This window comes from Amycolatopsis sp. NPDC041971 (assembly GCF_055588925.1).
This window is the reverse complement of the sequence record NZ_JBVJCE010000020.1, coordinates 84,257-97,280: the sequence shown is the minus strand read 5'-3', so window position 1 is coordinate 97,280 and position 13,024 is coordinate 84,257. Positions and strand designations below refer to the sequence as shown.

The following is a 13,024-nucleotide window of genomic DNA, read 5'->3' as shown; positions in this document are numbered from 1 at the left end:
CGGTCGTGCCCCTTAGCGCGTGTCCTCCGACTGATAGGTGACACGGAGACAGAGCGTTCCTGGTTCATTCGAGGCCAGACGTGGCATAACGTCCGGTAGTTCATGGAACCGGCATTCCTCGCTGACCAGCACCTTAAAGACGGGGTCCGACAAAATCCGCAAAGCGAGGGCCAAGCGGTCGCCGTAACTCCGGTTCAGGCGCCGGGACGGCGAAACCATGCCGACCTGACTGCAGCGGATCGCCAGCCGTCGTGAATGGAAGTTCTCGCCGAGCGGAACGCTGATCCGGCGGTCGCCGTACCAGCTCAGCTCGATGACCTCGCCCTCCGGCGCGAGCAGTTCCAGTGACCGCGCGAGCCCCGCCTCGCTCGCGCTGGCGTGCACGACGAGGTCGCAGTCGCCCAGCGCGTCCTCCGGTGTCGAGAAGTCGACACCGAGCGCTTCGGCGATCTTCGCGCGCTCCGGATCGACGTCGATCAGCTGCACCCTGGTCGCCGGGAAGCCCGCCAGGAGTTTCGCGACACTGCTGCCGACCATTCCGGCGCCGATCACGGCGATCCGGTCACCGAGTTTCGGCGCGGCGTCCCAGACGGCGTTGACGGCGGTCTCGATCGTGCCCGCGAGGATCGCGCGCTCCGGCGGCACCCCGCGCGGCACCGGTGTGACCGCGGACGCCGGGACGACGTAGCGCGTCTGGTGCGGGTACAGGCAGAAGACGACCTGGCCGAGAAGTTCCGCCGGACCTTGTTCGACCACGCCGACATTGAGGTACCCGTACTTCACGGGCCCCGGGAAGTCGCCCTCCTGGAACGGCGCGCGCATGGCGTCGCGTTGGCTCGACGGGACCTCGCCGCGGAAGACGAGCGTCTCGGTGCCGCGGCTCACGCCGGTGCACAGGGTGCGGACCAGCACCTCGCCGTCGCCGACCGGAGGGAGCGTGACCGATCTGAGCTCACCGTCACCGGAACCACTGAACCAGAAGGCGCGTTCCATCGTGTCCTCTCATGTCGGCCCTTCATCGGGTCACCGTCACCCTAACGAGGAGGCCTCGTGATCAACGCCGGAATTTTCCTGGGGGTCCTCGTCCAGTTGGCGTTGCTGGGGACGCTGGACGCCGTCGCCGGGCTGGGGACGATGGGCTGGCTCGCCGGAGCGACCTACGGCCTCGCGGTGGGCGGATTCCTGACCTACGGCCTGAACCGGGGCACCACGCGCACCCTCGGTCCCGCCGACGCCGTCACCCTGGCACGCTCCGGTCTGGTCGGCTGCGTGACCGCGCTCGTCGTCGACACCGCCGGCCGGGAGATCGTCACGATGGTCGTCATCGCGTCGGTCGCGCTCGCCCTGGACGCCGTCGACGGCCAGGTCGCGCGCCGCACCGGGACGGCGTCACCGCTCGGCGCGCGGTTCGACATGGAGGTCGACGCGTATCTGATCCTGACCCTGAGCGTGGTCGTCGCGCAGTCGCTGGGCCCGTGGGTGCTCATGATCGGCGCGATGCGCTACGCCTTCGTCGCCGCCAGCAGGCTGTGGCCGTGGCTGAACACGCCGCTGCCGCCGAGCATGGCGCGCAAGGCGGTCGCGGCGGTGCAGGGCATCGCGCTGGTCCTGGCGGCTTCGACGATCTTGCCGCTCTGGGCCGGTTTCGTGGTCACGCTGGGCGCGCTCGGGCTGCTGACGTGGTCGTTCGGACGCGATACCTGGTGGCTGCTGGAGCAGCACGTCTTCGCCGCCACACCCGCCGAGGTCGCGTGATCACGCGTATTGCGCTTCGCCGTTCCCCAACGACCAGTTGACGAGCTCCGTCTCGTTGATGGTCACGAGCACATTCCGCGGCTCGGTGCCCGAGTACTCCTCGGCGAGCTCCGCGATCCGCCGGTACAGCGCCTTCTTCTGCTCGTCGGTGCGCCCCGGCCGCATGGTGATCGCGACGAACACGACCCCGTCGTCGCGGTGGATCCCCAGGTAGTCGTCGTATTTCAAGGTGCTCTGGCCGTTGAGGACCTGGAAGCGGTCGTCGGCCGGGATGCCGAGCGTGTCGACCATCGCGTCGTGGACGGCGTTGCCGAGAGCTTCGAGCTTGTCGGTCCCGATGGCGTCGATGCGGACGAAGGGCATGTCAGTTCTCCTTGGTGGCGAGCAGCCCGAGGGCGCCGTCGATGGCTTTCGCGAATACGTCCGGGGATCCGGAGGCACGGGCGAGGACATAACCGCCCTGTACCACCGCGACCAGCGCGGTCGCCGTGGCGAGCGGATCGAGCGCGGCTTCGAGTTCGCCGGCCGCGCGGCCTTCGTCGAGCAGCTCGGCGAGACGGCCGGTGAGCCAGCCGAAGGTCTCCTCGACCGGCTTGCGCAGGTCCTCGTCGGCCATCACGTCGGGATCCTGGGTGAGCCTGCCGACCGGGCAGCCCTTGAGCACGTCGCGCTCGCGGCGCAGGTAGACGGCGATGCGCTCGACGACCGTGCCCGGACCGGAGAACTCGGCCTCCGCCTTGGCCCGCAGACCCTCGGCGCTGCGGCCGATCGCGGCGAGCGCGAGTTCGGACTTGCCCTGGAAATGGTGGTACATGCTGCCCTGGCCGGCGCCGGACCGCTCCTGGATCGCCTTCGGGCTGGTGCCGACGTAACCGCGCTCCCACAGGAGCTCTCGAGTGCTCTCGATGAGCTGTTCCCTCTTGTCCACCTCCGCACCGTACATACCAGTAGGTACAGAGACAAGGCGAGGCGGCGGGAGCAAGGGACCTTTGCTATCACTTTCGCGAGAACCCGCAGGTCAGCGGCAACGTTCCGCAGTCAGTCGACTAACTGCGCGGCTGGACGCGCGTCTCGCGATGGCCGCCGGTCGGTGAAGCCCCTTCACGCGGCCCAGCCGAGGAAGTTCGACCTTCGCGCCTTCCCAGTACGTGAAGGCCCCCTTCATGTACCTAGGCGCAAGCAAGGAGTCCTTCATGTACTCAAGCCGCAGTTAGTCGACTAAACGCGCTACCCCGCCGCCGATGCCCGTACTGGTCGCGTCCACTTCACCGCACGACGTGCTCGTACGCGGATTTCAGGGCGTCCACCGGACCCGGTCGTGCCACCAGCGGCCCTTTCGCCCAATCGCAGCCGAGTTCGTGCAGGAGTTCCAGTTGCCGCGCGGTCTCGACCCCTTCGGCCACCACCACGAGGTCGACGGCGTGCGCCATCGCCATGATCCCGGCGACGATCGGCTCGGCGTCGCTCGATCTCCCGAGATCGGCGACGAACGAACGGTCGATCTCGATCACGTTCAGGTCGAGGCGGCACAGCTGGGCGAGTGACGAGTACCCGGCGCCGAATCGTTCCGCGGTCACCCGGACCCCGGTCTTCCGCAGCGCGTCGACGGCGTCGGCCGCGTCCTTCAACGCCGTCTCGTCGACGTCGAGGCTCAGGTCCTGCGGCCCCAGCCCCGCGTGTTCCAGCGTTGTCTGAACCACTTGCAGTAAGGTGGGATCGCCCAGTTGGCGGGCCGACAGGCTCACATTCACATTACAGTGCACACCATGATCGGCACGCCATCGAGAGATCTCGCAGGCGGCCTTGGCGAGCACCTCCGCCCCGATGACCGTCAAAAGATCGCCGTCGTCGGCTATCTCGGCCAATTCCGCCGGATCGATCGGTCCCCGGACAGGGTGATTCCAACAGGACTTCGCCTTCACCGCGACCATGGCACCGGTCCGCAAATCGACGACGGGCTGATAAACGGTCTCGATCAGGCCTTCCGCGACGGCGTTCCGCAGATCCTGCTCCAAGGCGAAACGGTCCTGCACCCGTTTACGCATGATCGGCGCATAGAACGCATAGCGGCCGGGTCCGAATGTCTTGGCCTGATACATCGCCAGATCGGCGTCTTCCAGCAATTCGTCGGCGCTGCGGGTATCGCCGGATTCGGCGATCACTATTCCGATGCTTGTATTGATATGCAGTTCGCGGCCGTGCACGGTGAGCGATTCGGCGAGTCGTCGCTGAAGGTGATCGGCCAACGCCCGCACTTCGGCGGCTTCGGTATAACCGGTGGTGATGACCAGGAACTCGTCCCCGCCGAGTCGGCCGACCAGGTCCGAAGGGCCGGCGGCGGCCCTCAGCCGGTCGCCGACGATGCGCAGCACCTGGTCGCCGACGGTATGACCGAGCGAATCGTTGATGATCTTGAACTTGTCGAGGTCGATGAACATCACGGTGGTCGTGCGCGCCGGATCGGCGATCGTGCGGCGCAGGCGGTCGAGCGCGAGCGTGCGGTTCGCGAGCCTGGTCAGCGGGTCGTGGGTGGCCTCGTAGGCCAGCCGTTCGCTGATGGCCCGGCGTTCGGTGATGTCGGCGAAGGACGTCAGCACCGAGGGCACGCTCTGACCCGGCGCCATCAGCGGACCGGAGGTCAGCGAAAGCCACCGATGCGCGCCGTCGCGCCGCCGGATCTGCAGTACCCGCCCGGTCTCGACCTTCCCAGACCGCCGCACGCGCGCGGACGGCAGGTCGTCGACGGGCACCGGGGCGCCGTGCTCGTCGTGCAGTCGCAGCGTCCGGCTCTCCAGGCCGACCAGGGAGCCCGGCGGAACACCGGCGATCCGGTGCGCGGCGGAGTTCGCCAGTTCGATCCGCCCGCCGGGGCCGACCAGCAGCACCCCTTCGTCGAGTGTTTCGACGACGGTCGCGAATTCGGCCTCGGCCCGGCGTTGCGCGGTCTCGTCGGCGCACAGCAGCACGTAACCGTCGAACATTTCGGCCGCGGAGACGCGCACCGCCAGCGCCGTTCCGTCGGCGCTGAAATGCGTCGCCTGCACGACACCGCCCGCCGCGACGACCTGCCGCGGGCTCATCGGCGCGCCGACGACCTCGGCCACCGGGGCACCGATGACCTCGTCGAGGTCGTGTCCGTAGACGGCCTCGGCCGCCGGGTTCCAGCTCGTCACCAGCCCGTCGGGCGAGGTCGCGATGATCGCGTCGCTCGCGTGGCCGACCAGCGCGGCTTGAAACCGCAGACCCGCCTCGGCCGCCTTCTGCGTGGTCAGGTCGCGCATGATCACCTGATACGCGGGTTTGCCCTCCCAGGTGGTGAGCACCGCCTGGGATTCGACGGCGACGCCGCGGCCTTGAAGGGTCCGCAGCGTCATCTCGGTCGGTTCGCTGAACGAGCCGCGCGAGGCCAGCGAACCGATCCGCGCCAGCAGCGCGTCCTGCGAGCCCGCGTCGACCAGATCCGTGATGTGCATCCCGATGATCTCGGTCGACACCTTCGCTCCCACGAAGCGCATGGTGGCCGAGTTCACGAACACGACTTTGCCCCGTTGATGGACGCAGATCCCATAAGGGCTCGCTTCGACCATCGTGAGATATTGCGTTCCCAAAGCGCCGCCGTCGGACTTTTGCTCCAAAAGGCGGTACCCCTTGCCGAGAAAGGCGAGCGCGGGTTCGCCGCGGTGATCCCTCTCGGCGGACAACTCGGTCAGCAGACGGACCAGTGACGCGTGCCGGTCGGTTTTTCCCACCGTGCGGGTCGCGGTGCCGTTCGCTGGCGAGGAATCCTGATCCGAAGGCCGGTGGGTGTCGGGAGTCCCACCGTCGAGATCGTCAGGATCCATCTGATCCAAACCCCCTACTCGACTGATGTAGCTTCCGATTAGATCACTAAATCGACGTAGCCGTCCCCCTCGGACAGCTGATCGGTACGGCCATTCCATCCCAGCGTTGACAGAATGTAGTTGAAGGGAAACACGTGCGGAGCAAAACAGACATCTGCGGCATCGGCGCCGTAACCGCCTACGGCTGGGGGCGCGAAGCACTGTGGGAGGGCCTCGCTGGAGGCGTCCCCTGCGCCCAATTCACCGATGGCTTCGGGGAAACCCCGGATCTGCCGGGTTGGGTGGCGCACGTGCCCGAGGGTGGCGAAGCGAGGGACGGCAGTCTGCACGCCCGTGCCCTGCTCGCCGCGGCACGGGAAGCGATCGCGGACGCCGTCGCGCGAGGCTGGTCGCCAGGACGCCGCGTCGGCGTCATCTCCGGCGGCGTCCGCGAAGACCTGCGAACCTGGGACAGGCTCAACGAACTCGGCGAGAAGCTCATGTACCGGCGCGAGTTCATCGGCATGATGCCCTCGACCCCGATCGCCACGCTGATGTCGGAGTTCGGCTTCCACGGCCCCTCGATGGCCACGTCCGCGATGTGCGCGACCGGCAGCGCCGCGGTGCTCACCGCGAAGATGTGGCTGGACGCGGGAATGGCCGACGACGTGGTGGTGGTCACCACCGATCTGTCCGCGACCAGGCCGATGGTGCGCAACTTCGTGCATTGCGGGGTGGCGATCACCGACGTGCCCCCGCTCGAGGCGTGCCGTCCTTTCCAAGAGGGCACAAGGGGTTTCACCTTCTCCGAGGCCGCGGTCGCGGTGGTGCTGACCCAGCGGAAGACCGACGCGTACGCGACCCTGCGCGGCGGCGCCATGACCCATGAGGCGCACAACGCGATGGCGCTCGACCCCGATCCGACGAACGCGGTCGCGGCGGTGACCGGGGCACTGGAGAACGCCGGCGCCGCGGCGTCGGACGTCCGCTACCTGAACGCGCACGGGACAGGCACGAAACTCTGCCACCGCACGGAATCCCAGATCCTCGAAGCGGTCTTTCCCCGGGAGACCGAGATCTACTCGATCAAACCGCTGACCGGGCACAGCCAGTCGGGCAGCGCGCTGACCGAGATCGCGGCGATCTGCCTCGCGGCGGAACGGGATCTGGTCCCGGCGCCGAAACCGGTGGCGGAGGGGCATCCGCGACTGATGGACGGACCGTCCCGGCCGGAGAGCGGGCTCACCGTCAAGACGTCGATCGGGATGGGCGGCTACGTCGCGGCTGTCGTACTGGAGACCGCCTAGCGAGCAATTCGATAACACACGGTCTCAACGTCGTCACGAACCGTCATTTCCAGTGCTCAGGTGGTCGATACTCCTCGGTAGCGGAAAGCACTGAGCACGGAGGCGACCATGAGCCCGCGAACGGCGTCCGACAACCTCGTCCACAACTACCTGTTCTTGCGGCGTGCCATAGGTTTCCTCGGGACCGGGCTGCCCTTCGTGCTGATCTTCGGGAAGCTGGTCGTCGACGGCGGCGGCCTGCTCAACTCGATCAGCGGTTACTACTACTCGGGAATGCGCGACGTCTGGGTCGGCGTCATGTGCGCCATCGGCGTCTTCCTGTGGTCCTACCGGGGTTACGGCCGCGTCGACGACATCGCCGGGAACATCGCGGCGGTGGCCGCGGTCGGGGTGGCACTCTTCCCCACCACACCGTCGAACGGTGACCGCACCGACGAGATCATCGGCCTGTTGCACCTCGGTTTCGCCGCGGTCTTCTTCCTCACCTTGGCGTTCTTCTGCATCGTGCTGTTCACCAAGTCGGACAAGGAGATCCCCGGCGGCCGCAAATCCGAACGGAACCGGCTCTACGTCGCCTCGGGCGTGGTCATGCTGGTGTGCCTGGCGCTGATCGTGCTCTGCGGCCTCGTCTTCGACGCGGAGACCAGGTCCCTGTACCCGGCCCTGTGGCTGGAGTCGGTGGCGATCCTCGCGTTCGGCGTCGCGTGGCTCACCAAGGGCGGGACGCTGCTGCCGGACAAGACGGTCGTGCCGGGGACGCGTGTGACGGCCTGACCTGTACGGATGAAAGTAACGGAACCTTTGCCCTCGGCCGGGTCGTTGAGGCCTTATGACCGATCGCATCGCATTCCAGCTCGGCCGCCGCGATCTGCTCGTGGTCGCCGGGATTCCCGGGGCGGGCAAGACCACCCTGCTGTCCCGGGCGGCGACCGGCGCGATACCGGTGCTCGATTCCGACCAGGTCCGCGCGCGGCTGCGCGAACGGCTGCCCGCCGTGGTGCCGTACCGGTGCTATCGGCCACTGGTCCACCTGTGGCATCGCGCGCGGGTGGTCCGGTTCGCGCTGGCGGACGGCGGCCCGCTCGTCGTGCACGAGCCGTCGACCCGCGCGACCACCCGCGGGCTGCTGGCCCTGCTCGGCCTGCTGAGCCGACGGCCCATCCGGTTGCTGTGGCTCGACGTCGACCCGGAGGACGCCCGCGCGGGCCAAGTCGCGCGCGGACGCGTCATCCGGCGGCATTCGTTCGCCCGCCACGTCAAACGGGCCGAGAAGGTACGCCGTGAACTGCGCGTCGGCTGGGTCCCCGCCGGGTGGCACGGCGCGCGGATGGTGACCCGCGAGGTCACCGGGGCACTGCGGTTCGTCACCGAGGAGGAGCCGGGAAGAGAACGCTCGGGCGACGTCCGGCTCCTCCCCGTCGGGCGGCCCGCGGCGCCCGCGGTCCGCGTGGGCCGGCGGGATACGGACGCGACGAAGCGATCGGTTCGGATACCCACGTAGTTCTCGGCGAAGAAGTCTTGGTGCGCACGGGAAACCCGCGGGCTCTCCAGCCGCGCGTCCCGGCCCCCAGCACCTTCGCCCTCCCCGGCGCGGTCCAAGGTAGGCAAAACTCGGTGCCGTCGTCGGTGTCAGTCCTTGCGGGCACGCGAACGTGCCCGGCGTTTACCTTCGTGCATCGCCACGACGCGCGCGATGGGGATCGTGTGCCCCTGTTCGACGAGGTCCGCGGGCAGCGTCTGCGGCGCGGGCATCGATTCGGCCCACGGATCCTTGTCCGCCAGGAGACCGGGCGCCGTGTGGACGGTGAAATCGGCGGGGACCACGTTTTCGAGATCGTCCCAGGCCACCGGGAACGACACCGTCAGTCCCGGTCGCAGCCGCGGGCTGTACGCCGCCGCGACCGTGTTACCGCCCGCCCGCGTCGAATCGAGGTAGACCTTTCCCTCGCGGTCTTCCACGATGTACGCGGTCGTCGCGAGAGACGGGTCCACCTGCTCCGCGCGGGCGGAGAGCGCGCGGGTCGCGGCCGCGACGTCTTCGAAGCCTTGCCCCGGCGCCAACGGGACGAAGATGTGCACTCCCTTGGAACCGCTGGTCTTCACCGCCCCGGCGAGGCCGCAGTCGTCGAGGGCCTGGCGCACCAGCCACGCGGCCTTCACGACGTGCGCGAAATCGTCCCCCGCGGGCGGGTCGAGGTCCAGTACGAGATGGGTCGGACCCGCGTCGGCGTCCGCGGTCATCAGCGTCGGGTGATACTCGACGGCGCGCTGGTTCGCGAACCACAGGAGTGTCCGGCGGTCGTCGCACAGGGCGTACGACACCTGTCGTTTCGACGTCTCCGCCCAGATCTCGGACCGCTTCACCCACTCGGGTGTGTACTTGGGCAGATTCTTCTGCATGAACGGGTCCTGGCCGCGCAGGATGCGGATCACCGAAAGCGGCCTGTTCTCCAAAACCGGGAGGATGCGGTCCGCGACGGCGTCCAGATAGTCCACGAGGTCGCGTTTCGTCGCGCCCTCGAACAACGGCTGGTCGAGATTGGTCAGCTTGACCCCGTCGCGTTCGTCATCGCTCATAAGGTGAGCCTGACATAAAAGCCTCGCGAGCGGTAAGGACGGAAAGACCGCCCCTACCGCTCACGAGACCCGGCACCTAGCTGATGTTGGCGTCGATGCAGGCGTAGAACGCGTTCGCCGTGTCGTAGACGTTCCAGCGGGCGAGGATCTTGTGTCGCCCGCTCTGCTGCAGGTTCACGCTGTGCGTGACCGTGGCGCCCGGCTGCGCGCCGTTGTCGTTGAAGCTCGCGACCTTGGCGCCGTCGACGAAGTACTCCCACGTGCTGGTGCGGTGGCGAGCCGTCAGCGTCCACCGGAAGGTGGTGCTACGGCCGAGGGAATGCACCTTCCAGCCCTTGCTGTCGTCGTTGAGATCCGCGAAACGGCCGACACCGCCGTTGCAGCTCATGAGCCCCTTGGGGCCCTCGACACTTTGCGGTTCCCATTTGATGGAGCCACAGGAAACCGTGTTCTGGGCGCATTGTGCCTGCCTGCTCGCAGGCGAGGAAACGTAGCCGTGCGCGTTGGCGGTGCCCGCCGGGATCGCGACCAGCGCCGCCGGCACCATCGCCGCACCCGCCGCCAGGGTCAAAAGCCGTCGTTTGAAGCTCATGCCTACCCCTTTCCCATCTCTGCACCCGCCGCCTGCCGATCGGGGAACGTCCGCGGACTCGAGGTTCCTCCGGCCGCGACGGGCGAAAACCACTGAAGGTTGGGACACATCCGCCGCTGCGCCGAGCAGCCGGATGTGGTCTAGACCATAATTGGTTCAGACGACTTGGTCAAGAGTAACCAACCGGGCACTTGGAGTCGTGAAGATCGAACAGGGGTTGTCAAGCCGGTGGATCAGCCCGCACCCAAACAGACGAACGGTCGCCGGAACGGGTCAACGGCGATGGTGTCCGCCAAAGCCGTTGCCGGTCCGGCCCCTTCGGCGAGTCTGCGGTGGTAATCGTCCATCGCCGCCGCCGCGGCCTCGTCACCGACTCGGCTCAGCGGCGCGATCACCGTCCGCGAACCGCTCGCGAGCAACGCGCTGGCGAAACCGAGCACCTCGTCGCCCTGCCGGATCCGGTTCAACGCCAATTCGCACGCCGCGAAGACGACTTGCGACGGCGGTTGCGCAAGCCCGGCCATCTCGTGCGCGAAAAGTGTCCCGTCGGCCAGTTCCAGCCGGGAGAACAAGGCGTTCTCGGGCTCGTGCGCGCCGTGCGCGGCGATGTGCGCGAGCTTCGCACCGTCCAGCGCGCGCAGCACCGACGTCACGGTCGCGTCGGATCCGGTCAAGGTGCGCGCGGTGCGGTAATGCGTGGCGAGTTTGTCCAGCTCGCCCCTGGTCCCGACCAGGCCAGGACCGCTGACGAGGACGACTTTCCGCGCGCGTGACACCGCGGAGCGCTCCGCGCCCAGCCACGCCGTCGCCGACGGAGCGACGACGATCGGCCGCGACCGCAGCGCCGGCAGCACTCCCCAGGGGACGGCGAACAACGGTCCGGTCGGGACGACGACCAGGCCACGGTCACCGAGCAGGTGTTCCAGTGGCCGGATCAACTGGACGTCGAGTCGTTCGGCCTGTTTCCGCGCCGATCCGAGCACGGACTGGACCAGCGGAGCGGGCAGCCGATCGGGCGCGAGGGCGTCGAGATCGACGTTCAACATGCGCGCGGACTCAGCCGCCCGCTCCGCCGAGCCGAGCCGCACCAGTTCGCACCGCCTCTCGACGACGACCATCGCCACCAGGTCGTCCCCCGAGTACGCGAAACTCACCAGCGCGCACTCGCCCAGTTCGTCGGCGACCTCGGCGAGCCGCGCGATCGGCCGCGGCCTGCCCCAGCGCCCCGTATGCCATCCGAGCCGATGCACCTCGCGCAACCGCTCGGCGTGCTTCGCGCGCAACGCGGCCGTTGGATGACCGTCGTGCTGCGCCTGATGGACGGCCTGATCGAGCCCCCGCACCTCACCGATCCGCTGGACGAGCTCCGGATCGCTCGCCACAACTGGTTCGTACCGGTAGCTTTGCGCGCGGGTTCGTTCCGTCCAGCTGAACAACCGGGCGGCGTCGGCTCGCTCCAGCACGATTTTGACGGCCAGGTCCGCCAGCTCCCTGCCGTGCAGCGCCGTCCCGGACACCAGTTCGAGGCCGCCCATCCGGTCGCGCACCCGGTCGAGTTCGGTGAGTCCCGCCCGGATCTCCGCCAGCGCCTTGGTCTTGTCGCCCTTGGCCACCGCGAGTTCCGCACGGCAAAGCCTGCGCAGCATCCGGTAATCGACGGAGGTCAACCGCCCCGGCCGCGGAATCCGCGCGAGCAGCTCGGCGGCGCGTTTGCGTTTCCCCTTCCGCAGCTCCACCCGGACGGCCAGCATCCGCGCCAGCGCCGCCTGATCCGCGAGCCGCGGCATCGGCATCCCATTCGCCGCACGCAACGCGCGGGAGGTCAGGCTGGGTGGGATTTCGTTGGTGCGCAAGGCCTCCTGCACGTCGGCGCGAAGGCAGACGATGGTCGCGTTGGCGACACAGGTCTGGCAGCCCCAGCGCAGCGTTCGCCGCCGGGCCGAAGCGGCATAGGTTCGCGCGAGCTCGAGGTCGTCGGTCATCAGCGCCGCGGACGCGCGGAACAACTCCACATCGGCGAGATCGCGGCTGATACTTCGCTGCGCGAGCATCGTCGGCAGCACCTCATCGAGGTGTTCTCCGGCTTCCTCGGCGAGCCCCGCCGTCAGCAACGCCTGGGCTTGCGCGAGCCGCAGGAGCGGGGGAACCGTCATGTCGAGCGCACGATAAATGTGTTCGCCCTTGGTAAAGACGCGCAGTGCCGCGGGCACGTTCCCCACCCTGAGTTCCAGTGAGCCGAGCGGCCTCATCACGTCGGCGGCCTGCGCCTTGAGATCATGCTGCTCCGCAAGCTCGATGGACCGCGTCAAGTCATCACGCGCCTTGCGAACGTCGCCCAATCGAGTATTGGCCAAGCCGCGTGTCGCCAATGTGCCCAGATATGGCCCCAGCAGCGGAGTCGGGTCCTCAGCGGATGCCAGGGCGACATTCTTTTGTCCGATGGACGAATCGAAATAGGCCAGGCTCTCTTCATTCCGGCCCGCGGCCATGAGCAGAAGGGCGTAATTGTGGTCCAGCTGTCCTCCGAGTTCGGCACGCAGAAGCGGATCGGACACGGATTCGAGCAGGAGCCGAACCTCATCGAGGCCGGCGATGCCGGCCGTGACCTCACCCGCGGTTTCGGACGAAAGCGCCACGATGGTGCAGGTGAGGCGGATCCTGGTCGCCAGCCAGTCATCGTGGTGTTCGGCGGCGACCGGCCGAATCGAATCAAGCAGCGCCAGGCCTCGGCGGAGCAGCCGGACACCTTCGCGCTGACGGGCCGAGCACGCCGCATCGACGCCGGCTCGGTGCAATTCCCGAGCTTCGCGGATGACGTCAAGTTGCTTCAGCTCAATCACAGCCACCGAACTATGACAACACACTTAGTAGCCGAAGCGGGGGGGGGGGGGGGGGGGGGGGGGGGGGGGGGGGGGGGGGGGGGAAGGAGGGGAGGGGGGGGGGGGGGGGGGTGTCGGTAGCCGAGCAACCAC

Annotated in this window: 11 protein-coding genes; 4 read left to right on the top strand and 7 right to left on the bottom strand. The window is 68.1% G+C overall.

Going from position 1 to position 13,024, the window contains the following annotated elements:
* Positions 1 to 12 precede the first annotated feature (12 nt).
* The gene (locus tag ACZ6DT_RS32620) at positions 13 to 993 is read right to left on the bottom strand and encodes a zinc-dependent alcohol dehydrogenase (RefSeq protein ID WP_465602506.1); all 981 of its coding nucleotides are present in this window, start codon (positions 991 to 993) and stop codon (positions 13 to 15) included.
* Between the two features lie 57 nt (positions 994 to 1,050).
* Between ACZ6DT_RS32620 and ACZ6DT_RS32615 the strand changes: the two genes are divergently transcribed.
* Positions 1,051 to 1,755: a CDP-alcohol phosphatidyltransferase family protein gene (locus tag ACZ6DT_RS32615; protein ID WP_465602504.1), complete on the top strand. Its 705-nt coding sequence runs from the start codon at positions 1,051 to 1,053 to the stop codon at positions 1,753 to 1,755.
* On the opposite strand, the gene ACZ6DT_RS32610 is transcribed toward ACZ6DT_RS32615, so the two are convergent.
* The 3 genes from ACZ6DT_RS32610 to ACZ6DT_RS32600 all read right to left on the bottom strand — a co-directional run bounded on the left by ACZ6DT_RS32610 (position 1,756) and on the right by ACZ6DT_RS32600 (position 5,696).
* Positions 1,756 to 2,118, bottom strand: coding sequence for a tautomerase family protein (locus tag ACZ6DT_RS32610; RefSeq protein ID WP_465602502.1), 363 nt, complete (start codon positions 2,116 to 2,118; stop codon positions 1,756 to 1,758).
* Position 2,119: 1 nt separating this feature from the next.
* Positions 2,120 to 2,683: a TetR/AcrR family transcriptional regulator gene (locus ACZ6DT_RS32605; protein WP_465602500.1), complete on the bottom strand. Its 564-nt coding sequence runs from the start codon at positions 2,681 to 2,683 to the stop codon at positions 2,120 to 2,122.
* A 337-nt stretch (positions 2,684 to 3,020) separates the two neighbouring features.
* Positions 3,021 to 5,696: a sensor domain-containing protein gene (locus ACZ6DT_RS32600; protein ID WP_465602498.1), complete on the bottom strand. Its 2,676-nt coding sequence runs from the start codon at positions 5,694 to 5,696 to the stop codon at positions 3,021 to 3,023.
* 35 nt (positions 5,697 to 5,731) lie between these two features.
* Here ACZ6DT_RS32600 and ACZ6DT_RS32595 point away from each other — a divergent pair, with 35 nt between their 5' ends.
* The 3 genes from ACZ6DT_RS32595 (at position 5,732) to ACZ6DT_RS32585 (ending at position 8,384) form a co-directional block, all read left to right on the top strand.
* Positions 5,732 to 6,883 (top strand): beta-ketoacyl synthase N-terminal-like domain-containing protein, encoded by a 1,152-nt coding sequence (locus ACZ6DT_RS32595; RefSeq protein ID WP_465602497.1) that lies wholly within the window; start codon positions 5,732 to 5,734, stop codon positions 6,881 to 6,883.
* A 108-nt stretch (positions 6,884 to 6,991) separates the two neighbouring features.
* Positions 6,992 to 7,657 (top strand): DUF998 domain-containing protein, encoded by a 666-nt coding sequence (locus tag ACZ6DT_RS32590; RefSeq protein ID WP_465602496.1) that lies wholly within the window; start codon positions 6,992 to 6,994, stop codon positions 7,655 to 7,657.
* 55 nt (positions 7,658 to 7,712) lie between these two features.
* Positions 7,713 to 8,384 carry an AAA family ATPase gene (locus ACZ6DT_RS32585; protein WP_465602494.1) on the top strand — a complete coding sequence of 224 codons (672 nt, stop codon included), beginning with the start codon at positions 7,713 to 7,715 and terminating at the stop codon, positions 8,382 to 8,384.
* Positions 8,385 to 8,512: 128 nt separating this feature from the next.
* On the opposite strand, the gene ligD is transcribed toward ACZ6DT_RS32585, so the two are convergent.
* The 3 genes from ligD to ACZ6DT_RS32570 form a co-directional block, all read right to left on the bottom strand.
* Positions 8,513 to 9,460, bottom strand: coding sequence for a non-homologous end-joining DNA ligase (gene ligD, locus ACZ6DT_RS32580; RefSeq protein ID WP_465602492.1), 948 nt, complete (start codon positions 9,458 to 9,460; stop codon positions 8,513 to 8,515).
* Between the two features lie 76 nt (positions 9,461 to 9,536).
* Positions 9,537 to 10,052: a lytic polysaccharide monooxygenase auxiliary activity family 9 protein gene (locus ACZ6DT_RS32575; RefSeq protein ID WP_465602491.1), complete on the bottom strand. Its 516-nt coding sequence runs from the start codon at positions 10,050 to 10,052 to the stop codon at positions 9,537 to 9,539.
* Positions 10,053 to 10,285: 233 nt separating this feature from the next.
* Positions 10,286 to 12,898: a CHAT domain-containing protein gene (locus ACZ6DT_RS32570; protein ID WP_465602490.1), complete on the bottom strand. Its 2,613-nt coding sequence runs from the start codon at positions 12,896 to 12,898 to the stop codon at positions 10,286 to 10,288.
* Between the last annotated feature and the right edge of the window lie 126 nt (positions 12,899 to 13,024).

What these genes read in the sequence shown, in the direction of transcription:
- ACZ6DT_RS32600 (WP_465602498.1), bottom strand. Translation starts at nt 5,696, where the DNA reads ATGGAATGGCCGTACCGATCAGCTGTCCGAGGGGGACGGCTACGTCGA.
- ACZ6DT_RS32575 (WP_465602491.1), bottom strand. Translation starts at nt 10,052, where the DNA reads ATGAGCTTCAAACGACGGCTTTTGACCCTGGCGGCGGGTGCGGCGATG.
- ACZ6DT_RS32585 (WP_465602494.1), top strand. Translation starts at nt 7,713, where the DNA reads ATGACCGATCGCATCGCATTCCAGCTCGGCCGCCGCGATCTGCTCGTG.
- ligD (WP_465602492.1), bottom strand. Translation starts at nt 9,460, where the DNA reads ATGAGCGATGACGAACGCGACGGGGTCAAGCTGACCAATCTCGACCAG.
- ACZ6DT_RS32610 (WP_465602502.1), bottom strand. Translation starts at nt 2,118, where the DNA reads ATGCCCTTCGTCCGCATCGACGCCATCGGGACCGACAAGCTCGAAGCT.
- ACZ6DT_RS32590 (WP_465602496.1), top strand. Translation starts at nt 6,992, where the DNA reads ATGAGCCCGCGAACGGCGTCCGACAACCTCGTCCACAACTACCTGTTC.
- ACZ6DT_RS32620 (WP_465602506.1), bottom strand. Translation starts at nt 993, where the DNA reads ATGGAACGCGCCTTCTGGTTCAGTGGTTCCGGTGACGGTGAGCTCAGA.